The sequence below is a fragment of the Nocardiopsis sp. LDBS0036 genome, assembly GCF_041228755.1.
Taxonomy (GTDB): Bacteria; Actinomycetota; Actinomycetes; order Streptosporangiales; family Streptosporangiaceae; genus Nocardiopsis; species Nocardiopsis dassonvillei.
In genome coordinates this window covers 4,577,930-4,597,837 of sequence record NZ_CP141103.1, presented here as the reverse complement: position 1 = coordinate 4,597,837, position 19,908 = coordinate 4,577,930, and the positions used below count along the sequence as shown (strand labels likewise).

15 protein-coding genes are annotated in these 19,908 nt (G+C 72.0%); 6 read left to right on the top strand and 9 right to left on the bottom strand.

Annotated elements, in window-relative coordinates; genetic code table 11:
- Positions 1-3: 3 nt before the first annotated feature.
- From UIS43_RS19505 to UIS43_RS19490, 4 genes are all read right to left on the bottom strand, one after another.
- Positions 4-867: an ABC transporter permease gene (locus tag UIS43_RS19505; protein ID WP_013156464.1), complete on the bottom strand. Its 864-nt coding sequence runs from the start codon at positions 865-867 to the stop codon at positions 4-6.
- A 59-nt stretch (positions 868-926) separates the two neighbouring features.
- A complete protein-coding gene (locus UIS43_RS19500; RefSeq protein ID WP_013156463.1) occupies positions 927-1,919 on the bottom strand; it encodes an ABC transporter ATP-binding protein in 993 nt (330 codons plus the stop codon).
- A gap of 177 nt (positions 1,920-2,096) precedes the next feature.
- Positions 2,097-2,861 carry a DUF2470 domain-containing protein gene (locus UIS43_RS19495; RefSeq protein ID WP_013156462.1) on the bottom strand — a complete coding sequence of 255 codons (765 nt, stop codon included), beginning with the start codon at positions 2,859-2,861 and terminating at the stop codon, positions 2,097-2,099.
- Between the two features lie 363 nt (positions 2,862-3,224).
- Entirely contained in the window at positions 3,225-3,833 is a 609-nt protein-coding gene (locus UIS43_RS19490) for a TetR/AcrR family transcriptional regulator (RefSeq protein WP_370011178.1), read from the bottom strand.
- Positions 3,834-3,907: 74 nt separating this feature from the next.
- On the opposite strand from UIS43_RS19490, the gene UIS43_RS19485 reads away from it, so the two are divergent.
- Positions 3,908-5,197: an alpha/beta hydrolase gene (locus UIS43_RS19485; RefSeq protein WP_013156460.1), complete on the top strand. Its 1,290-nt coding sequence runs from the start codon at positions 3,908-3,910 to the stop codon at positions 5,195-5,197.
- A 283-nt stretch (positions 5,198-5,480) separates the two neighbouring features.
- On the opposite strand, the gene UIS43_RS19480 is transcribed toward UIS43_RS19485, so the two are convergent.
- Both UIS43_RS19480 and UIS43_RS19475 read right to left on the bottom strand, forming a co-directional pair.
- The gene (locus tag UIS43_RS19480; RefSeq protein ID WP_013156459.1) at positions 5,481-7,694 is read right to left on the bottom strand and encodes a (Fe-S)-binding protein; all 2,214 of its coding nucleotides are present in this window, start codon (positions 7,692-7,694) and stop codon (positions 5,481-5,483) included.
- Positions 7,695-8,412: 718 nt separating this feature from the next.
- Complete coding sequence (locus tag UIS43_RS19475) at positions 8,413-9,456, bottom strand: polysaccharide lyase (protein ID WP_013156458.1); 1,044 nt, start codon at positions 9,454-9,456, stop codon at positions 8,413-8,415.
- 463 nt (positions 9,457-9,919) lie between these two features.
- Between UIS43_RS19475 and dnaK the strand changes: the two genes are divergently transcribed.
- The 5 genes from dnaK to clpB all read left to right on the top strand — a co-directional run bounded on the left by dnaK (position 9,920) and on the right by clpB (position 17,045).
- Positions 9,920-11,770: a molecular chaperone DnaK gene (gene dnaK, locus UIS43_RS19470; RefSeq protein WP_013156457.1), complete on the top strand. Its 1,851-nt coding sequence runs from the start codon at positions 9,920-9,922 to the stop codon at positions 11,768-11,770.
- Between the two features lie 35 nt (positions 11,771-11,805).
- Positions 11,806-12,558: a nucleotide exchange factor GrpE gene (grpE, locus tag UIS43_RS19465; RefSeq protein ID WP_013156456.1), complete on the top strand. Its 753-nt coding sequence runs from the start codon at positions 11,806-11,808 to the stop codon at positions 12,556-12,558.
- A 139-nt stretch (positions 12,559-12,697) separates the two neighbouring features.
- Positions 12,698-13,861 carry a molecular chaperone DnaJ gene (gene dnaJ / locus UIS43_RS19460; protein WP_013156455.1) on the top strand — a complete coding sequence of 388 codons (1,164 nt, stop codon included), beginning with the start codon at positions 12,698-12,700 and terminating at the stop codon, positions 13,859-13,861.
- Entirely contained in the window at positions 13,858-14,343 is a 486-nt protein-coding gene (locus UIS43_RS19455; protein WP_013156454.1) for a heat shock protein transcriptional repressor HspR, read from the top strand. Before dnaJ ends, UIS43_RS19455 begins: the two co-directional genes overlap by 4 nt.
- 86 nt (positions 14,344-14,429) lie before the next feature.
- The gene (gene clpB, locus UIS43_RS19450) at positions 14,430-17,045 is read left to right on the top strand and encodes an ATP-dependent chaperone ClpB (protein ID WP_013156453.1); all 2,616 of its coding nucleotides are present in this window, start codon (positions 14,430-14,432) and stop codon (positions 17,043-17,045) included.
- Between the two features lie 83 nt (positions 17,046-17,128).
- Here clpB and UIS43_RS19445 read toward each other — a convergent pair whose 3' ends face one another.
- The 3 genes from UIS43_RS19445 to UIS43_RS19435 all read right to left on the bottom strand — a co-directional run bounded on the left by UIS43_RS19445 (position 17,129) and on the right by UIS43_RS19435 (position 19,652).
- Positions 17,129-18,115: an NAD-dependent epimerase/dehydratase family protein gene (locus UIS43_RS19445; RefSeq protein WP_370011170.1), complete on the bottom strand. Its 987-nt coding sequence runs from the start codon at positions 18,113-18,115 to the stop codon at positions 17,129-17,131.
- 65 nt (positions 18,116-18,180) lie between these two features.
- On the bottom strand, positions 18,181-18,942 hold the full coding sequence (locus UIS43_RS19440; RefSeq protein ID WP_013156451.1) for an ABC transporter permease subunit: 762 nt from the start codon (positions 18,940-18,942) through the stop codon (positions 18,181-18,183).
- Positions 18,939-19,652, bottom strand: a complete 714-nt coding sequence (locus tag UIS43_RS19435; protein ID WP_041553463.1) for an ABC transporter ATP-binding protein — start codon at positions 19,650-19,652, stop codon at positions 18,939-18,941. Before UIS43_RS19435 ends, UIS43_RS19440 begins: the two co-directional genes overlap by 4 nt.
- Positions 19,653-19,908 lie beyond the last annotated feature (256 nt).

The following is a 19,908-nucleotide window of genomic DNA, read 5'->3' as shown; positions in this document are numbered from 1 at the left end:
GCCCTACGGCTGGCGGGGGTCCCACCTGAAGTAGCGGCGCACCAGCAGGGCCAGCACCGCGATCCAGGCGAGCATGATCCCGATGGAGGGCAGGGCCGCGACCCACAGGGCGAGGTAGCCCTTCTCCTCCCCGTCCCCGAAGCCCCGGAAGGCGTCGTAGCCGGAGTAGGCGGTCTGCGCCATCTCCCCGGCGGGGACCGACGGAACGAAGCCGATGATCACGCGAGCGGTCTCCGGCAGGAACTCCAGCGGGATGAGTCCGCCGCCCACGAACAGCAGGACCAGCATGGGCAGCATCGAGATCATCTGGGCGGACTCGGCGTTGCGGACGATCGGGGTGATGAGCAGCCCCATCAGGGAGAACATGACGGAGCTGAGGACGACCGCGACGGCGAGCATCAGCGGGTCCCGGGGAAGGCTGCCGAAGAAGACCAGGACCAGGGCGGCCACCACCACCGTGATCGCCAGGGAGAAGACCACCACGGCCCCGATGACGCCGCCGAAGACCGCCGACTGGGGCACCCCGCTGACCCGCAGCCGCTTGAGGACCAGGGACTCCCTCCGCGCGGTGAACACGTTGGAGGGGTGGCCGACGCCCAGGATGAGCCCGATGGAGCCGATGGTGGCGACCATGGCCATCTGCCCCATCCCGAAGCCGGGGACGACCTCGTCATTGGGGAGGTTCGTGGTCATGAAGGCGAAGAAGAGCGGCAGGGCCAGGTACATCCAGGCGGTCTTGTACCGGGCGAACAGGGTGAACTCGGTTCGGGCCAGGCGGACGGCCTGCCTGGCCCAGCTGACGCCGGGTCGGACGCCGGGTCGGACGCCGGTGGCGTCGGTGGCGGGGGCGGCGGTGTTCGCGGTCATCGCGGTGTCTCCTCGAAGGACTGTGCGGGGCAGGGGGGCACGGAGCGCTGCGGCGCGCGTCAGACCAGGTCGGCGGCGCCGTCGGCGACCCGGAGGAACACGTCCTCCAGGGAGGCGCTGCGCACCTGGAGGCTGCGCAGGACGGTGCCGTTCTCCACGGCCCAGGACATGAGCGCGGCCACCGCGTGGTGCGCCCGCTCCTCGACGTCCCCCCGCGTGACCGTGTAGGTGGCCCACAGCGCCTGGCCGCGCGTCTCCACGGAGACGTCCGCGCCCTCGACGCGGGGCAGGTCGGCGGTGCGCACGTTCGGGGGCAGCACGAAGCTCACCCGGTCGCCCCAACCCGCGAGGACCTCCTGGATCGTCCCCTCCACGCGGACCTCGCCGCGGTGCATGATCGCCAGCCGGTCGGCGAGCCGCTCGGCCTCCTCCAGGTAGTGGGTGGTGAGCAGGACCGCCACCCCCTCCCGCTTGAGGTCGTTGACGATGCGCCAGGTCTCGATGCGGCCCTCGGCGTCCATGCCGGTGGTGGGCTCGTCCAGGTACAGGACCTCGGGCCTGGTCAGCAGGGCCAGCGCCAGGTCCAGGCGGCGCTTCTGCCCTCCGGACAGCTGGCGGACCGCGACCCCGCGCTTGTCGGCGAGGCCGACCAGCTCCAGCGTCTCGTCCGTGTCCCTGGGCGCGGCCGCGAGGTCGCGGGCCAGGTGCAGGGTCTCGGCGACGGTCAGGTCCTCCAGCAGGCCGCTGCCCTGGAGGACGGCGTTGGTGCGCTCCCGGACTCCGGCGGGCTGGCCGTAGGGGTCGAGGCCGAAGACCCGGACACTGCCGGAGCTGGGGCGGCGGAAGCCCTCCATCGTCTCGATGGTGGTGGTCTTGCCCGCGCCGTTGGTCCCGAGGAGGGCGAAGAGCTCGCCGGGGTGGATCTCGAAGGAGACCCCCTTGACCGCCTCGAAGTCGCCGTAGTGCTGGTGGAGGTCGCGGACGACCACCGCCGGGCCGGTGGCGTCCTGTCGGCCGGGGCCGGTCGCTGCGGTGCTCGCTGTCGTCGTCATGTCCCCAGGTTCCCGCGGAACGGCTCACACGGAACAGACGCCGTTATCACCGGCCGCACGGGGGAACCTACCGGCGCGCGCACTGACAAATGTCATCGGGCCGGTGCGGCGGCCGCTGGTGGGCGGTCGTGGCCGCGCCCTCGGACCCCTCGGCCGCGCCCGCCTTCCGGTGGCCGCTCATCCGCGGTCGTAGCCCTGGGGGACGGGGTGTCCGGCCAGCCGGTGCACCTGGACGGCGACGTCGTCGGGGGTGCGCGCCGGGCGGGTGAAGGGCAGGTGTACGTCGTGGTGGCCCCGCGCGGTCTCCACCCGCAGCCGCAGCCCGAGGCGGTCCACGCCCAGGGGCCTGGGTCGGCCTCCGCGCGCGGCGCCGGAAGCGGCGGCCAGCAGGTCGCCCACCAGGTCCGGGTGGTCCTCGTCGAGGTGGCGCAGCCAGGGCGCCTCCCAGAGGCAGAACGGGTCGGGGCGCGCGGCGGCCAGTTCGGCTGGATCGAGCACGTGGGCCCCGTCGTGGTCGGACTGGACCACCAGGGTGGTGCGCAGGACCACCATCGTCAGGCCGTACCCGATCTCCAGCAGCCGGTCGTCGGTGGCGGCCTCGGGCAGCCGGGCCGCGCGTACGCGGGCGTGGGCGTGCTCCAGGGCCTCCACGGCGCCGCTCACCCACAGCACCGCCCGCACCCTGTCGCGCATCAGCACGGGTGACAGGTCGGTGAACTCCGCCATCACCACGGGGCCCCTGGGACGGGGGTCCGTGAGCGGGTGGCCGTCGGGCAGCAGGAGGCTCACGGCGCCGTCGGCGTGCACGTGGCAGGGGGCTTCCTCCAGGTACACGGTCCCCGCCTCGCCGAACCGGTCCGAGGCCGCCGCCACGGTCACCGGACCGCCGCGGGCCAGGGTGGAACGGGCGCGATCGGCGGGAGGAGGAACGGGGGCGTTCACGGGCGACCACCTCGAATAGAAGACAGTCAGGTAAGGCTAACCTAAATCACCCTTCCCTGGAAGCCCCTCCCCCGCACCGCGTCCACGGGGGCGGTACCGGTGCGGGCGGTGGCCGGGGCCGCGATCGCCGCCCCGCACCGCGCTCACCGGGGCGGTACGGCCGCGCGAAGGGAAGAGGGAAACGGCCCTGAGCGACCACGAGGCCATCGCGGTGGCGCTGCCGACGGGGCCGCACCGCACACGGGAGGCGGCCGCAGGAGCCTCCACCTTCCCGGCGCCCCCGCCCCCGCGGGCCGTCCCGACTGGCGCCCGCACCGACGGCGCGGACGTTCCCCGCACGGGACGCCTGCCCGTACGGGACGTCTACCCGCGTGTGACCGCCGCGACCGCCGCCTCCACCGCGGCGCGCTGGGCGTCCAGCGGGGAGCCCGGGGGCTGGCGGACGGCGCTGAGCCAGATCCCGTCCACGAGGACCAGCAGGAGTTCCACCAGGGCGTCCGGGTCCTGCCCGGGGGCCAGTTCCCCCTGCTCGCCCGCCCAGCCGACGGCGGCGCGCAGAGCGGCGCGGGCCCGGACGTCGAACCCGGCCAGGACCTCCGCGAACTCGGCGTCCACGGCCGCGCGGGCGTAGAACGCCGACCAGACGCGGGCCTCGGCCAGGCGCTCGTCGTCGGTCGGCAGCAGGTCGGTGAGCACCTGCCGCAGCCCCTCGGCGAAGGACAGCAGCCCCGGGCCGATCCGCACCCGGGCGAGCCGCGCGGCGACCGCGTCGACGACCTCGTGCATGGCGAAGAGGAGAAGCGCCTCCTTGGTCCCGAAGTCGCGCTGGACGGCTCCGACGGAGAGTCCGGCCTCGGCCGCCACGGTGCGGATGCTGACGCCCTCCAGGCCCTCGCGGGCGGCGATCCGGTGCAGGGCGGCGGCCACCTGTCGGCGGCGTCCGTCCTTGTCCACGTACCTGGGCACGGCCACATTCTGACACACCCCCCGTTCTGATACGTTCGTATCGATACGAACGTATCGAAAGAGTTCTCGAAGGGGAGACCATGGACCGACGGAACCGCGCCGCCGCGGCCGCCCGCTGGCTGGCGACCGCCCTCGCGGGCACGACCGCGCTTGTCGGCGCGGGCGCCGCCGCGCTCGTCCTGCTGCCGCCGCCCTCCTGGGACGCGTGGCAGTACGGACTGCTGGTACTGGAGTTCAGCCTGGTGTTCGCCGCCCTGGCCGTCGTCGGCCTGGTCCCGGCCCTGTTCGCGGCGGGGAGGCCGCGCCTCCGCGAGGGCACCGGGCGGCGTCCGGACGCGGGAAGCAGGGGAGCGGTGTGGCGTCGGCGCCTCGCCGCGGCGGCCGCCACGGCCAACGGCGCGGTACTGGTCGCCGCGCTCGTCCCGCCCGGGACGATCTGGTCCACCGCACACGCGGAGGGAGCCCGGCTCGACCTCGGCGAGTACGCCGCCGGACTCGCCACCAGCGCCGACCGCGCACCCGAGACCCGCGTCTACCTGCGCACCGGCGAGTCGGCGGTCGGGGACGCCTCCGACCCGCAGGACCTGGAACTGGACGTGTGGGAGCCCGAGCGGCGGCGGGGGGACGCCCCGCCACCGATCGTGGTGAACGTCCACGGAGGCGCGGACGACCTGCCGCAGAGCCTCCTGCCCCGCTGGGACGTGTGGCTGGCCGACAACGGGCACGTGGTGTTCGACGTCGACTACCGCTACTTCCCCGACGGCGACTGGTCGGTGCCGGTCTCCGACGTCAAGTGCGCGATCGGCTGGGCCCGCGAGCACGCCGCGGAGTACGGGGCCGACCCCGGCCGGATCGCCGTCACCGGCCAGTCGGCGGGCGGCCTGCTCGCCCTCCTGGCCGCGTACAGCTCGGACGAGGAGATCCCCCCGAGCTGCGACGTGCCCGACACCGGCGTCGACGCGGTCGTGGCCTGGTACGCGGTGGCCGACGGTACCGCCGAGGCGCCCGAGCTGCCCTGGCGCCAGCGCAACTCCCCGATGGGCGGCGACCTCCTGGAGGAGAGCGAGCGCCTGATGGGCGGCTCCGTGGCGGAGCTGCCCGAGGAGTACGCGATGAGCTCGCCCATCACGTACGTCTCGCCGGAGGTTCCGCCCACGATGCTGATCACGCCCGGCCACGACCTGTTCGTGGGCCCGGAGGACAACCGCCGCCTCGCCGCCCGGCTCGACGCGGCCGGGGTCCCGCACCGGCACCTGGAGATCCCCTGGGCGGAGCACATGTTCGACCTCAACTGGGGAGGGTTCGCCAGCCAGGTCACCCGGCACGGCCTGGACGGGTTCCTCGACGAACACCTCGCCGCCTCGCCGTGAGCGGTTCCGCCCCCGGTCCGGAAGTGCCCCCGCCCCCGGCCATGAGCGGCGCCGCCTCGGCCCTGTGAACGGCTCTGCCCCCGGTCGCTGAACGGCTCCTCGCCGTCAGCGGTTCCGGCCATCCCCACGAGCCGTCACGGTCCGGAGCGCGCGGTCGGGACACGGAGTCCCGGGCACGGTGCCGCGCCGGACCGCCGGTGAACGGCGCAGGGGCCGGGGAGCCGACCGTGCGGTCGGCTCCCCGGCCCCTGCGCGGGCTCGGTGCCCTGGTCCGGACCTCGCGTCAGCCCTGGGCGTCGGCGGTCTCGGCCTCCTCCTTGGGGGCCTCGCCCCGGACCGAGCGCAGCAGCAGCTGGGAGACGTCCACGACCTCCAGCGTCTCCTTCGCCTCGCCCTGCGACTTCTTCTCGTTGATCGCGTCGCCGAGCATGACCTGGCAGAACGGGCACGCGGTGGAGACGGTGTCGGGGTTGGTGGTCAGCGCCTCGTCCACCCGCTCGGTGTTGATGCGCTTGCCGATCCGCTCCTCCATCCACATGCGGGCGCCGCCGGCGCCGCAGCAGAAGCCCCGCTCCTTGTGGCGGTGCATCTCCTGCGTCTTGACCCCCGGCACCTGCGCCATGATGTCGCGCGGCGGCGTGTACACCTTGTTGTGGCGGCCCAGGAAGCAGGGGTCGTGGTAGGTGATGTTCTCCTCCACGGAGTTGACCGGCGTGAGCCTGCCCTCCTCCACGAGCTTGGCCAGCAGCTGGCTGTGGTGCACGACCTCGTAGGTACCGCCGAGCTGCGGGTACTCGTTGGCGAGCGTGTTGAAGCAGTGCGGGCAGCTGGCCACGATCTTGGTGACACCGGCCTCGTTCAGCGTCTCCACGTTCTGCTGGGCGAGCATCTGGAAGACGTACTCCATGCCCAGGCGGCGCGCGGGGTCACCGGTGCAGGCCTCCATGCCGCCCAGCACGGCGAACTCGACGCCCGCCATGTCGAGCAGCTCGGCGATGGCCTTGGTGGTCTTCTTGGCGCGGTCCTCCAGGGCACCGGCGCAGCCGACCCAGAACAGGTACTCGGTGCCCTCGGGGAGCTTGTCCTCGACGACCTGCACCTCGACCGGGTTCTCCTCCCGGGAGGCCAGCTCCTCGATCCAGTCCATGCGCCGGTCCTCGGCCATGCCCCACGGGTTGGCCTTGTTCTCCAGGTTCTTGAGGAGCGTGTTGGCCTCGGACGGGAAGTTGGACTCGACCATCACCTGGTAGCGGCGCATGTCGAGGATGTGGTCGATGTGCTCGATGTCCACCGGGCACTGCTCGACGCAGGCGCCGCAGTTGGTGCAGGCCCACAGCTCGTCGGGGTGGATGACGCCGTTCTCCTCCTCGGTGCCGACCAGCGGCCGGTTGAGGAGGGCGAGGACGTCCACGCCCGCGTGGCTCTCGTCGGGCTTCTCGGCGAGGGTCTCCTCGGTGATGCCCTGGAGCAGGTACGGGGCCTTCTCGTAGGTGTGCTGCTGGAGGTCGAGGATGACCTTCTTGGGCGAGAGCGGCTTGCCCGTGTTCCAGGCGGGGCACTGGGACTGGCAGCGCCCGCACTCGGTGCAGGTGGTGAAGTCCAGGAGGCCCTTCCAGGTGAAGTCCTCCAGCTTGCCCGCGCCGAACGGGTCCTCGTCGGGGTCGGCCTCCTCGAAGTCGAGGGGCTTGGTGCCGGACTTGTCCATCATCTGCTTGGCCGCGCCCAGGGACGGGGACCCGTCGGCGTTGCGCTTGAAGTAGATGTTGACCGGCGCGAGGAAGCGGTGCCAGCCGATGCCCATGGTGAGCACGCGGGCGATGACCACGAAGAACAGGTAGCTGATGATCAGCTTGAACGCGGCGACCAGCGCGATGGCGGGCTCGGCGACCGCGGGGTCGCCGGGCAGGATCGCGCCGAGGCCGGTGGAGATCGGCGTCGCCCAGGCCGGGAACGGGAAGTCGCCCATGGCCGACTTGAGACCGCGGATCACGAAGATCGAGATCAGCAGGCCCCACAGGTAGGCCTCGACGTAGTACGCCGTCCAGTGCCGGGAGTTGGTGAACCGGGACTGGCGGCCCAGGCGCTTGGGCCCGTTGAGCAGGCGGTAGACGGTCAGGCCGACGATGCCGACGAGGCTGGCCGCGGCGATGAGCTCGATGGCCAGGCCGTACAGGGCCCAGTCGTAGATGATCGGCAGCTTGAAGTGCGGGTCGAAGACCTCGCCCTGGGCCTCCACGACGGTGAAGACCAGCAGCGGGAACGAGACCATGACGAACCAGTGGGCGACGCCGATCCACGGCCGCTTGAGCATCCGCCCGTGCCCGAGGATCTCGATGAGCGCCATGGTGAACCGCTGTCCGAACGGCCCCTTGCGCTCCGGCTCCACCGAGCGGCCCACACCCACGGTTCGCACGATCTGGCGGATGCCCAGAGCGAACATGGTGAACGCGACCACGGCGAAGACCGAGGTGATGATGCCCAGTGTCAGGTACAGCATCGTCCGTGGCCTCCCATCCTGCTTCGTCGTCCGGTGCGCCACACACCGGGGGTCGAACTATATGTTACTAGCGAGTAATGCCGCGGTCGCCACCGGATGCCCGACCGCTCGCGGAACGGACACCCCGCCGCCGTCGCCGCGGGCCGCCGGGTCGCGGAACCCGGTCGGCACGCCCGCGCCGGTGCCGTCCGGCGCTGGCGCCGGTACCGGTGTGACAGGACCGCGCGGGTGCGCCCGAACGGGACTCGGGCACACCGCACGTCCTATATGTAGCGGACGGCGGACGCGGGACGACTCGACGGGGGTATCGGTGACTTCACCGTCTCTCCCCTACTACCAGGTTGCGGCATCGCCGGGAGTGGAACAACCACGGATCCGCGGCTGTGGACGACCTCCGGGAGCCTCCAGTGGAGTGCCTCCAGCGGGGCGCACCCGAGGACCGGGCACGAGGACCGCGCAGGAGGACCGGACACGGGGCCGCGCCGGGGGTCGAGCGCGAGGTCCGTCCCCGCGAACGGTGCGCGGCGCGCGGGCACGGCGAAGCCGGGGACGCCGTGGGACCCCCCGTCTTCCAGTCTCGCGAAGGGGCCCGGCCTCCGACAACGCCCACCCTCCGCCTGTGGACGGCTCCCCGGAGCGGGGACCCCAGGCGGCGCGGCGCTCGGGGCCCTCCCCCGGACGGGCCCCGGCGGAGCGGGTCGGGCGGGGCCGTCGGCGCTCAGGCGCAGCCGCCGAGCTCGCAGATGTCGGTGCGCGAGGTGGACACCTTCAGGTCGTCGTACCAGACGTAGCTGTCGTGGGCCGGGGCGAAGCCCTCGGTGGAGCCGCCGAAGAAGGTCGAGAGGTAGGCCTTGTCCACCAGGTCGTCGTCGGTGACCAGGCGAAGGCCGGTGACCAGCGCGGCGGGCTCGCCGTTGTAGAAGACCTCGATCTCCCCGTCGGGCTCGGCCCGGCCGTCGGTGACCGTGTTGACGCGGACCCGCTGGGCGATGTGCACCCACTCGCCCCGGGGGAGGTGGACGACGGACCCGTCCGCGACGAGGGGCTCGGAGTCGCCGAACTCGCCCGCCTTGTCCATGTGGTAGTAGTACAGCTCCGCCTTGCCGTCGCGGCGCCAGACCACGCGCGAGCTGTAGCCGTTCTCGCCCGTGCAGACGTCCCCGCCCGAGCAGCCCGCGCCCCCGGCCAGCCCGAAGCCCAGCTTTCCGCCGAACGAGGTGGTCCCCCAGCTGAAGTCCTCGCCCAGGCGCGCCCAGAAGGACAGGTAGTACTCGCGCGCCGGGGAGAGCTGGAACGGCGCCAGCCCGCCGGACTCCTGCGCGCCGATCCTCCCCTCGGGGTAGAGCACGCGCAGCGACTGCCCGCCCCCGTGGGCGGGGACCGAGTCGTCGATGACGGCGCGCTCCTCCAGTCCCCTGGCGCTGGAGGCGTACCAGCCGTCCTTCTCCCATTCGTCGAGGGTGTAGGCGGTGCCCGCGGCCGGGCGCTCGAAGGTGTTGTGCCGGTACGCGGACGAGAAGGCGTCCCCGGCCTCCCCGGCGAACGCGGAACCGTCCCCGGCGGACCCGGAGCCCTCCCCGGACTCCCCGGCGTCCCCGGTGGACGGTGGGGCCTCCGCGGCGGGCGGCGAGGTCTCCACGACGGGCGCGGTGGTGTCCCCGATCAACCGCGGTTCGTCCTCGGCGGACGCGGGGGCGGCGCCCAGCGCGGGCAGCAGCACCGCGGCGGCGAGCGCGGAGGCGAGCAGGGCCTTGGACGTCACGGGCGTCTCCGTTTCAGGGGTACGGCGGACGCGGCGGGAAGCCGCCGCGGCGGTCGCCGCCCGGCGGCGCCGGCGCTTCGGCACCGGCGTGTCGGCGGCAGGGCCATCGTCGGCCGCCGACCGGGGACGCCCGGCGCCGCGACACGGGCGTTTCCCTCCGCTTGACCGGAAGGCGCCCCTCCGGTGACCGCGCCTCCGGAGCCGCCAGCGACCGCGTCCCCGAAGCCACCCCAGGGGAACCCCGACCCTCCCTGATCTTGCGGGTCAAGGTTCTCCCCGACTTGTCCCGGGGTTCGCCCATATCCCCGATCAGAGTGCCCAGGTCGGGAACATCCCGGTCCGGCCGCCCGTTGTCAGGACGTAGGAACCAACTTGAGTCGGGTCAACTCAACTGACTTGACAGCCCTCAACCGACGAAGCAAAATTACGTCCGAACGACTCAACTTTGACGGAGGAAGCAACCATGGCACGTGCGGTCGGAATCGACCTCGGTACGACGAACTCGTGTGTCGCGGTCCTGGAGGGCGGCGAGCCCACGGTCATCGCCAACGCCGAGGGCGCCCGTACCACCCCGTCCGTCGTCGCCTTCGCCAAGAACGGTGAGGTGCTCGTCGGCGAGGTCGCCAAGCGCCAGGCGGTCACCAACGTCGACCGCACCATCCGCTCGGTCAAGCGCCACATCGGCACCGACTGGACGGTGAAGATCGACGACAAGACCTTCAACCCCCAGCAGATCAGCGCCTTCGTGCTCCAGAAGCTCAAGCGCGACGCCGAGGCCTACCTGGGCGAGGACGTGACCGACGCGGTCATCACCGTCCCGGCCTACTTCAGCGACTCCCAGCGCCAGGCCACCAAGGAGGCCGGCACCATCGCGGGCCTCAACGTCCTGCGCATCATCAACGAGCCGACCTCGGCCGCGCTGGCCTACCACCTGGAGAAGGAGGACGAGGCCACCATCCTGGTCTACGACCTCGGTGGCGGCACCTTCGACGTCTCCCTCCTGGAGGTCGGCGACGGCGTCGTGGAGGTCAAGGCGACCAACGGCGACAACCACCTGGGCGGCGACGACTGGGACCAGGCCATCGTCGACTGGCTGGTCGAGCGCTTCAAGAACTCCAACGGCGTGGACCTGTCCAAGGACAAGATGGCCCTCCAGCGCCTGCGCGAGGCCGCGGAGAAGACCAAGATCGAGCTGTCCAGCTCCAGCGAGTCGGCGATCAACCTGCCCTACATCACGGCCTCGGCCGAGGGCCCGCTGCACCTGGACGAGAAGCTCTCCCGCGCCGAGTTCCAGCGCCTGACCGCCGACCTGGTCGAGCGGACCAAGACCCCGTTCCAGCAGGTCCTCAAGGACGCCGGGATCAGCCTGGACCAGATCCACCACGTGGTCATGGTCGGCGGCTCCACCCGTATGCCCGCCATCGTGGACCTGGTCAAGGAGATGACCGGCAAGGACCCCAACAAGGGCGTCAACCCGGACGAGGTCGTGGCCATCGGCGCCTCGCTCCAGGCCGGTGTGCTCAAGGGCGAGGTCAAGGACGTCCTGCTGCTGGACGTCACCCCGCTGTCGCTGGGCATCGAGACCAAGGGCGGCGTGTTCACCAAGCTCATCGAGCGCAACACGACCATCCCGACCAAGCGCTCCGAGATCTTCACGACGGCCGACGACAACCAGCCGTCCGTGCAGATCCAGGTGTACCAGGGTGAGCGCGACATCGCCCAGTACAACAAGAAGCTGGGCGTCTTCGACCTGACCGGTCTGCCCCCGGCGCCGCGCGGCGTCCCGCAGATCGAGGTCGCCTTCGACATCGACGCCAACGGCATCGTCAGCGTCACCGCGAAGGACCTGGGCACCGGCAAGGAGCAGTCCGTCACCATCTCCGGCGGCTCCGCGATGTCCAAGGACGACATCGACAAGATGGTCCGCGAGGCCGAGCAGTACGCGGAGGAGGACCGCAAGCGCCGCGAGGAGGCCGAGGTCCGCAACAACGCCGAGTCCCTCGTCTACCAGACCGAGAAGGTCATCAAGGACAACGAGGACAAGGTCCCGGCGGACGTGCGCTCCGAGACCGAGGCCGCCGTCGCCGAGCTGAAGACCGCGCTGGAGGGCTCCGACGTGGAGGCCATCCGCACCGCGAGCGAGAAGGTCGCGCTGGCCAGCCAGAAGATCGGCTCCGCCATCTACAGCCAGGGCCAGCAGGGCGCCGAGGGCGACGCCCAGGGCGCCCAGAGCTCCGCCGACGACGCCGACGTCGTGGACGCCGAGATCGTCGACGAGGACAACAAGGGCACCCAGGGCAACCAGCAGTCCTGAACCCGGGTCGAGTCGAGGAAGGAGGCGTGTCTCAGATGGCACCGTCGGAGAACACCAACGGCACCGGCGACGGTGAGGAGCGCCAGGGGCCGGTGATCCGGGACAACCGCCGGATCGACCCGGAGACCGGGCAGGTCCGCAACCCCGAGGCCGAGGGCGACGCGACCGAGGAGATCCCCGAGGTCGCCGAGGAGGAGGTCGTCGAGGCCGACCTGGAGGACGTAGAGGTCCCCGACACCCCCGAGTCGGTGGTGTCGGAGGCGATCAACGCGGACGAGCGGGTCGTCGAGCTCACCAACGACGTCAAGCGGGTGCAGGCGGAGTACGCCAACTACCGCAAGCGCGTGGACCGCGACCGCGTGGCCGTCCGTGAGATCGCCACAGCCCAGGTCCTCGGCGAACTGCTGCCGATCCTGGACGACGTCGGCCGGGCCCGTGAGCACGACGAGCTCAACGGCGGGTTCAAGGCGGTGGGCGAGGCCCTGGAGGCCGTGGTCACCAAGTTGGGCCTGGAGCGGTACGCGGAGAAGGACGACGAGTTCGACCCCAACCTCCACGAGGCGCTCACCCTGGTCCCCGTCCCGGGCATCTCGGTCCAGACCGTGATCGAGGTGTTCCAGCCCGGGTACCGCATCGGTGAGCGGATCCTGCGTCCGGCCCGCGTGGTCGTCGGCGATCCCGCCGACGGCGGCGCGGAGGCCGCGGCCGGTTCCGCCGCCGAGGGCGACGCCCCCGGCGGGGAGTCCCCGGCCGCGGACGGCGCCGACGGCGGGGAAGACGACAGGTAACGGGTCCACCCGTTGATCCTCCGGCCGCGGCCCCGCGTGAGCGGCGGCCGCGGCCGGAGGCGGACCCCGGCCCGACACGGTGCGGGGTCACATGGAAGCATCGGACGCAACCGGCACCAGCGGGGGAAGGCACCAGTCGATGAGCACCAAGGACTACCTGGAGAAGGACTACTACAAGGTCCTGGGAGTCTCAAAGACCGCCTCGAAGGACGAGATCAAGCAGTCCTACCGCAAACTGGCCAGGGAGAACCACCCGGACGCGAACGCCGACGACCCCGGCGCGGCCGACCGCTTCAAGGAGATCTCCGAGGCCTACAACGTCCTGTCGGACGAGAAGCGCCGCAAGGAGTACGACAACGCGCGGTCGCTGTTCGGCAGCTCCTACCGCCCCGGCGGCGGCACCGGCCCCGGCGGGTTCGACATGGGCGACCTGTTCGGCCAGGGCACGGGCGGAACGGGGACCGCGGGCGGCGGCGAGCGGCTGAGCGACCTCTTCGGCGGGCTGTTCGGCGGCCGCGGGCGCGGCGGGACCACCCGCAGCAGACGCGGCGCCGACGTCGAGACCGAGACCACACTGACCTTCCGCGAGGCGGCCGAGGGGGCCACGCGCTCCTTCCAACTGGCCAGCGAGTCGGCCTGCCCCACCTGTAAGGGCACCGGCGCCAAGTCGGGCACCGCCCCGCGGATGTGCCCCAAGTGCTCCGGTACCGGGCACGAGAACACCAACCTGGGCGGCTTCTCGCTGTCCGAGCCGTGCAGCGAGTGCAAGGGCCGCGGCCTGGTCGTGGACGACCCCTGCCTCACCTGCAACGGCAGCGGGCGCGGCAAGAGCACCCGCACCGTCCAGACCCGCATCCCCGGCGGCGTGTCCGACGGGCAGCGGATCAGGATCAAGGGCAAGGGCGCGCCGGGCGAGAACGGCGGCCCGGCGGGTGACCTCTACGTCGTCGTCCACGTGAAGGAGCACCCGGTGTTCGGCAGGAGCGGCGACAACGTGACGATCACCGTCCCGGTGACCTTCCCCGAGGCGGCGCTGGGCGCGGACGTGCGCATCCCCACCCTCAACGGCTTCCCGGTGACCGTGAAGGTCCCGCCGGGCACGCAGAACGGGCACAAGCTGCGGGTGCGCGGCAAGGGCGCGAACCGCAAGGACGGCACCACGGGCGACATGCTCGTCACGATCGAGGTGGCGGTACCGAGGACTCTCAACGGAGACGCACGCGAGGCTCTGGAGAAGTTCCGCGCGGCGACCTCCGACTACGACCCGCGCGACGGACTCGAAACGCGGGCGAAGGGTGCGTGAACGACGTGAACGACTCCTTCGGCGCTGACGCTCCGGTCTACGTGATCTCGGTCGCCGCGGAGCTGGCGGGGATGCACCCGCAGACCCTGCGCCAGTACGACCGACTGGGGATCGTCTCGCCGGGCCGCGCGTCCGGCCGCGGGCGCCGCTACTCCATGCGCGACGTGCAGACGCTGCGCCAGGTGCAGCGGCTGTCCCAGGAGGAGGGCATCAACCTCGCCGGGATCAAGCGGATCCTGGAACTGGAGCACGAGGTGGAGCAGCTGCGGGAGCAGGTGTTCCACCTGGCCAACGAGCTGGAGGCGGCCCGCCGTGCGGTGGCCCGCCGGGGCCGCCCGGCCGACGGCGGCACGGGGGTGCGCGGTGAGCTGGTGCGCCGCACCCGCGTGACGATCTTCAACACCGCCGAGCCCGGGAACGACGACGAGGAGCGGGGCAGGGGCCGCGGCGCCCCGGGCCGCGCCGACGACGAGCAGGACTGACGGAACTCCGCCACGGCGACACGGGGGCGCGGTCGGCCGTCGGACATCACCCCCCGTGACACGACTTGCGAAAGGAGTCACCGCGCATGAACTACAAGCTCACTAAGAAGAGCCAGGAGGCCCTGTCGGTGGCGATCCGCCGGGCCACCACGGACGGCAGTCCGCAGACGGAGCCCGTGCACCTGCTGGCGGCCCTGCTGGACCAGGCGGAGGGCATCACCCGCCCGCTGCTCAAGGAGGTCGGGGCCAACCCGGACGCGCTCCGGGACAAGGTCGAGGCGGCCGTCGGCGCGCTGCCCAAGGCGGCCGGTTCCACGGTCAGCTCGCCCAGCTCCTCGCGCCAGCTGATCGTCTCCATCAACACCGCGGCCCAGCGCGCGCAGCAGATGGAGGACGAGTACGTCTCCACCGAGCACCTGCTGGTGGGGCTGGCCGCGGACGGCGGCGAGGCGTCGAAGCTGCTCACCGAGGCCGGTGCCACCCCCGACGCGCTCCTGGAGGGGTTCGAGCGGGTGCGCGGCTCGGGGAAGGTGACCTCGGAGAACCCGGAGGACACCTACCAGGCCCTGGAGAAGTACGGGGTGGACCTGACCGAGCGGGCCCGTGAGGGCAAGGTGGACCCGGTGATCGGCCGCGACGGCGAGATCCGGCGGGTCGTCCAGGTGCTCAGCCGCCGCACCAAGAACAACCCCGTGCTCATCGGTGAGCCGGGCGTGGGCAAGACCGCGGTCGTGGAGGGCCTGGCCCAGCGGATCGTGGCCGGTGACGTGCCGCAGTCCCTGGTGGGCAAGCGCCTGGTGAGCCTGGACCTGTCCGCGATGGTGGCGGGCGCCAAGTACCGGGGCGAGTTCGAGGAGCGGCTCAAGGCGGTGCTCTCGGAGATCAAGGAGTCCGAGGGCCAGGTCATCACGTTCATCGACGAGCTGCACACGATGGTGGGCGCCGGCGCGGCCGAGGGCGCCATGGACGCGGGCAACATGCTCAAGCCCATGCTGGCGCGCGGTGAGCTGCGCATGGTGGGCGCGACCACCCTGGACGAGTACCGGGAGAAGATCGAGAAGGACCCCGCGCTGGAGCGGCGCTTCCAGCAGGTCATGGTGGGCGAGCCCTCGGCCGCGGACACGATCGCGATCCTGCGCGGGCTCAAGGGCCGCTACGAGGCGCACCACAAGGTGCAGATCGCCGACTCGGCCCTGGTGGCCGCCGCGACCCTGTCCGACCGCTACATCACGGCGCGGTTCCTGCCGGACAAGGCGATCGACCTCATCGACGAGGCGGCGTCCCGGCTGCGCATGGAGATCGACTCCAGCCCGGTGGAGATCGACGAGCTCCAGCGCACCGTGGACCGCCTGAAGATGGAGGAGATGGCGCTCGACAAGGAGTCGGACCCGGCCAGCCGCCAGCGGCTGGAGCGGCTGCGCGCGGACCTGGCCGACCGCCAGGAGCAGCTCAACGGGCTCGTGGCCCGCTGGGAGCAGGAGAAGGCCGGCCTCAACCGGGTCGGCGAGCTCAAGGGGCAGCTCGACGACCTGCGCACGCGGGCCGAGCTGGCCCAGCGCGAGGGCGACTTCGGCGAGGCCTCCCGGCTGATGTACGGGGACATCCCGCAGCTGGAGAAGCAGGTCGAGGAGGCCAGCCGGGACGAGGAGAGGGCGGCCAGCCGGGGCGACGCCGCCATGGTCAAGGAGGAGGTGGGCGCCGACGAGGTCGCCGACGTGGTGTCGGCGTGGACCGGCATCCCCGTGGGGCGTCTGATGGAGGGCGAGACCTCCAAGCTGCTGCGCATGGAGGACGAGCTGGGCAGGCGCCTCATCGGGCAGAAGGACGCCGTGGCCGCGGTGTCGGACGCGGTGCGGCGTGCGCGGGCGGGCATCTCCGACCCGGACCGGCCGACGGGGTCGTTCCTGTTCCTGGGCCCCACGGGCGTGGGCAAGACCGAGCTGGCCAAGGCGCTGGCGGAGTTCCTCTTCGACGACGAGCGCGCGATCGTGCGGATCGACATGAGCGAGTACTCCGAGAAGCACTCGGTGTCGCGGCTGGTGGGCGCGCCCCCCGGTTACGTGGGGTACGAGGAGGGCGGCCAGCTGACCGAGGCCGTGCGCCGCCGCCCGTACACGGTGGTGCTGCTGGACGAGGTGGAGAAGGCGCACCTGGAGGTGTTCGACACCCTGCTCCAGGTGCTGGACGACGGCCGCCTGACCGACGGCCAGGGCCGTCAGGTGGACTTCCGCAACACCATCCTCATCCTCACCTCCAACCTGGGGTCGCAGTTCCTGGTGGACCAGTCGCTGGAGGAGTCGGTGCGCCGCGACCGCGTGCTCGACGTGGTGCGCGCGACGTTCAAGCCGGAGTTCCTCAACCGGCTGGACGACGTGATCATGTTCGACGCGCTGTCCACCGAGGACCTGACGCGGATCGTGGACCTGCAGATCGACAAGCTGGCCCGGCGGCTGGCGGACCGGCGGCTGGGGCTGGAGGTGACGGAGGGCGCCCGTGAGTGGCTGGCGCTGACCGGCTACGACCCCAACTACGGCGCGCGTCCGCTGCGCCGCCTGGTGCAGTCCTCGATCGGCGACCCGCTGGCGCGCGAGCTGCTGTCGGGCGACCTGGCCGAGGGCGCCACCGTGGTGGTGGACGTGGACGAGGGCGCGGACAGGCTCCGGGTGACCTCGCGCGGCGCCGAGGAGGCACCGGTGGCCTGACCCGGGCGCCGGGTCGTACACGGACAAGCGGCGCGAAGGGCCGTCTCCAGGGGAGGCGGCCCTTCGCCGTGTCCGCGGCCGGATCAGGCTCCGGCGAGCAGGCGGGCCTCCACCTCCGGGTCCAGGCCGACGCGGGGGCGGTCCGGGCGCTGGGGCGCGCCGCCCTCCAGACTCCTCAGCCAGGTCCAGGTGTCGGCGACGGTCTCGGTCACCGGACGGCAGCGCAGCCCGGTCGCGAGCGCCCTGGACACGTCCCCCTGGTGCAGGGTGTCGTACAGCTCGCCGGGCGGCACCCACACGGGCAGCTCGGTCCACGGCTGGACGCCCGCGTCGAGGAGGATCCGGGGGTCGGTCCAGCGCAGTTCGGCGTCCGATCCCGTGACCGCCGCGCACGCCTCCAGGAGTCGGCCGGTGGTGGTGTGTCCCGGCGGGCTCACCAGGTTGTGGGGGCCGCCCAGCCCGGCCTCGGCTGCGTCGAGGGTCCAGGCGGCCAGGTCGCGCGCGTCCACGTACTGCAACGGCAGGTCGCGCGGCCCGGGGGCCAGGACCGGGCCGCCCCGGACGATCCGCTCCAGCCACCAGGGCAGGCGGCCGATGTTCTCGTACGGACCGAGGATCAGGCCCGCGCGCACGGACAGGGCCCGCTCCGCGAAGGCCGCCTCCGCCGCCAGCTCGCCGCCCCGCTTGTCCCGCGCGTAGTCGGTGCTGGGGGCCTCGGGCGAGGCGTCCACGACCGGCCCGTCCTCGTCCAGCCCGGGCGGGGCGGGGGACGCGTAGACGGAGCGGCTGGAGACGTAGGAGTAGTGCCCGGCCCGGTCGGCGAGGAGCTTCGCGGCTGCGGCCACCGCGGACGGGGCGCCCGACCAGGTGTCCACGACGGCGTCCCATCGTCCTCCGGCCAGAGCGCCGAGCCCGCCCGCCTCGGTGCGGTCCCCGTGCAGGGCGGTGGCACCGGGGGGCGCGGGGTGCCTGCCGCGGTGGAAGACGGTGACGTCCCAGTCCCTGGCGAGCGCGTCCTCCACGACCGCCCGCCCCACGAACTCGGTACCGCCCAGAACCAGAAGTCTCATGGCCGTGAGTCTGCCGGTTGTCGGCCCGACCCGCCAGGGTCGCCTGCTCAGGGCAGAACCGGGGTTCAGACCACGTCGCGGCGGAGCGTGGTGACCGAGGCCAGGCCGACCGCCACGGCGGCGTAGCCGACCAGGACCAGGGCCGCGCCCCACACGGGGAGCAGTCCCGCGAAGCCGGGGACGATCCCGGTGTCGTAGAGCGCGGTGGACGCGCCGCCGGGCAGCCACTTGCCGACGTCCTGAAGTTGGGGGACGACGGTCAGGAGCGGTTCCAGCATGAACACCCACAGGATGCCGAACACCAGAGCGGCGACCTGGTTGCGGATGAGTGCGCCGACGCCCACGCCGATCATGGCGTAGGCGACGTAGGCGCCCACGGAGCCGACGAGGATGCGCGGCACCTGGTTGTCGACCAGGTCCAACCCGCCTCCCCCGGTCAGGATGGAGGCCCCGGCAGCCAGGGAGGACAGTCCGACGACGACCACGCCGAACAGCAGGCTGACCAGAGCCGCGGCCACGACCTTGGCCAGGATCACGGGCGGACGCCGCGGACTGGTCAGGAAGGTGACGTTGATCGTGCGGTGCTGGTACTCCGACGTCACCATCATGATGCCGATGACCATGGCGAAGAGGTTCCCCGAAGCGCCCATGGTCCAGACGGAAGCGGCGTACGCGGTGCTGTCGCGGCTGAGGCCGCCCTCCACCCCCGAGGCGAAGACCGCGAGGCCCAGGGAGAGGGCCACCCAGGCCAGTGCGGCGAGGAGCAGGATCCACCACAACCGGGTGGTGAGGACCTTGCGGAGTTCGGATCTGACGAGAGCGGTCACTGGCGGTCTCCAAGCGGGTGGGCGGCCGTCCCCGAGGCGGTGAGGCGGAGGAAGGCGTCGTGCAGGCTCTCCCCGTTGCCGGTGAGTTCGCCGAGGGTCCCCTGGTGGACCAGGCGGCCCCTGGCGATGATGACGACGTTGTCGACGGTCTGTTCGACCTCGGCCAGGACGTGGCTGGACACGAGGACGGCGACGCCCCTGTCGTGGGCCTGGCGGCGCAGGAACCGGCGGAGCCACTCGATGCCCTCCGGGTCCAGTCCGTTGGCGGGCTCGTCCAGGATCAGCACCCGGGGATCGCCCAGGAGCGCCCCGGCCAGTGACAGGCGCTGGCGCATGCCCATCGAGTAGCCGCCGACCCGCTTGTTCCCGGCACCGGTGATCCCGACCTCGTCCAGCACCTCGTCGGCACGGGAGAGGGGCAGGCCCGCGGCGTCGCACATGACGCGCAGGTGGTTGCGGCCGGTGCGCCCCGGGTGCAGGTTGGTGGCCTCCAGCACCGCGCCGACCTCGGTCAGCGGGTTGGGCAGGCTCGTGTAGGCGCGGCCGTTGACCAGCCCCTCGCCGCTGTCGGGGCGGACCAGGCCGAGCAGGCACCGCAGGGTGGTGGTCTTGCCCGCGCCGTTGGGGCCCAGGAAGCCGGTGACCGTGCGGGGCTCCACCGTGAAGGAGACGTGGTCAACGGCCCGCTGGCCGCGGAACGTCTTGGACACGTTCCTTATCTCGATCGCTGGCATGCACTTCGCTCTCGTCGGAGGAGTAATGGAAAACACCTTCAGCGAGAGACACGGCCATTCTCCTTTCCGCGTTCCCCGCCGGGGTTCCGCGAGAATCCTAATAAGGATCCTTTCGTTCCACGAGCGATGAATCACGAGCCCGACAGGAAACCGGAGAGCATGACTTTCGTGGGTTGCACACCGCTCAGTCCATCGGATATGCGCCATCCACCACGAGAGCGCACCGATCGGA

What these genes read in the sequence shown, in the direction of transcription:
- dnaJ (WP_013156455.1), top strand. Translation starts at nt 12,698, where the DNA reads ATGAGCACCAAGGACTACCTGGAGAAGGACTACTACAAGGTCCTGGGA.
- UIS43_RS19445 (WP_370011170.1), bottom strand. Translation starts at nt 18,115, where the DNA reads ATGAGACTTCTGGTTCTGGGCGGTACCGAGTTCGTGGGGCGGGCGGTC.
- UIS43_RS19500 (WP_013156463.1), bottom strand. Translation starts at nt 1,919, where the DNA reads ATGACGACGACAGCGAGCACCGCAGCGACCGGCCCCGGCCGACAGGAC.
- clpB (WP_013156453.1), top strand. Translation starts at nt 14,430, where the DNA reads ATGAACTACAAGCTCACTAAGAAGAGCCAGGAGGCCCTGTCGGTGGCG.
- dnaK (WP_013156457.1), top strand. Translation starts at nt 9,920, where the DNA reads ATGGCACGTGCGGTCGGAATCGACCTCGGTACGACGAACTCGTGTGTC.
- grpE (WP_013156456.1), top strand. Translation starts at nt 11,806, where the DNA reads ATGGCACCGTCGGAGAACACCAACGGCACCGGCGACGGTGAGGAGCGC.
- UIS43_RS19505 (WP_013156464.1), bottom strand. Translation starts at nt 867, where the DNA reads ATGACCGCGAACACCGCCGCCCCCGCCACCGACGCCACCGGCGTCCGA.
- UIS43_RS19480 (WP_013156459.1), bottom strand. Translation starts at nt 7,694, where the DNA reads ATGCTGTACCTGACACTGGGCATCATCACCTCGGTCTTCGCCGTGGTC.
- UIS43_RS19485 (WP_013156460.1), top strand. Translation starts at nt 3,908, where the DNA reads ATGGACCGACGGAACCGCGCCGCCGCGGCCGCCCGCTGGCTGGCGACC.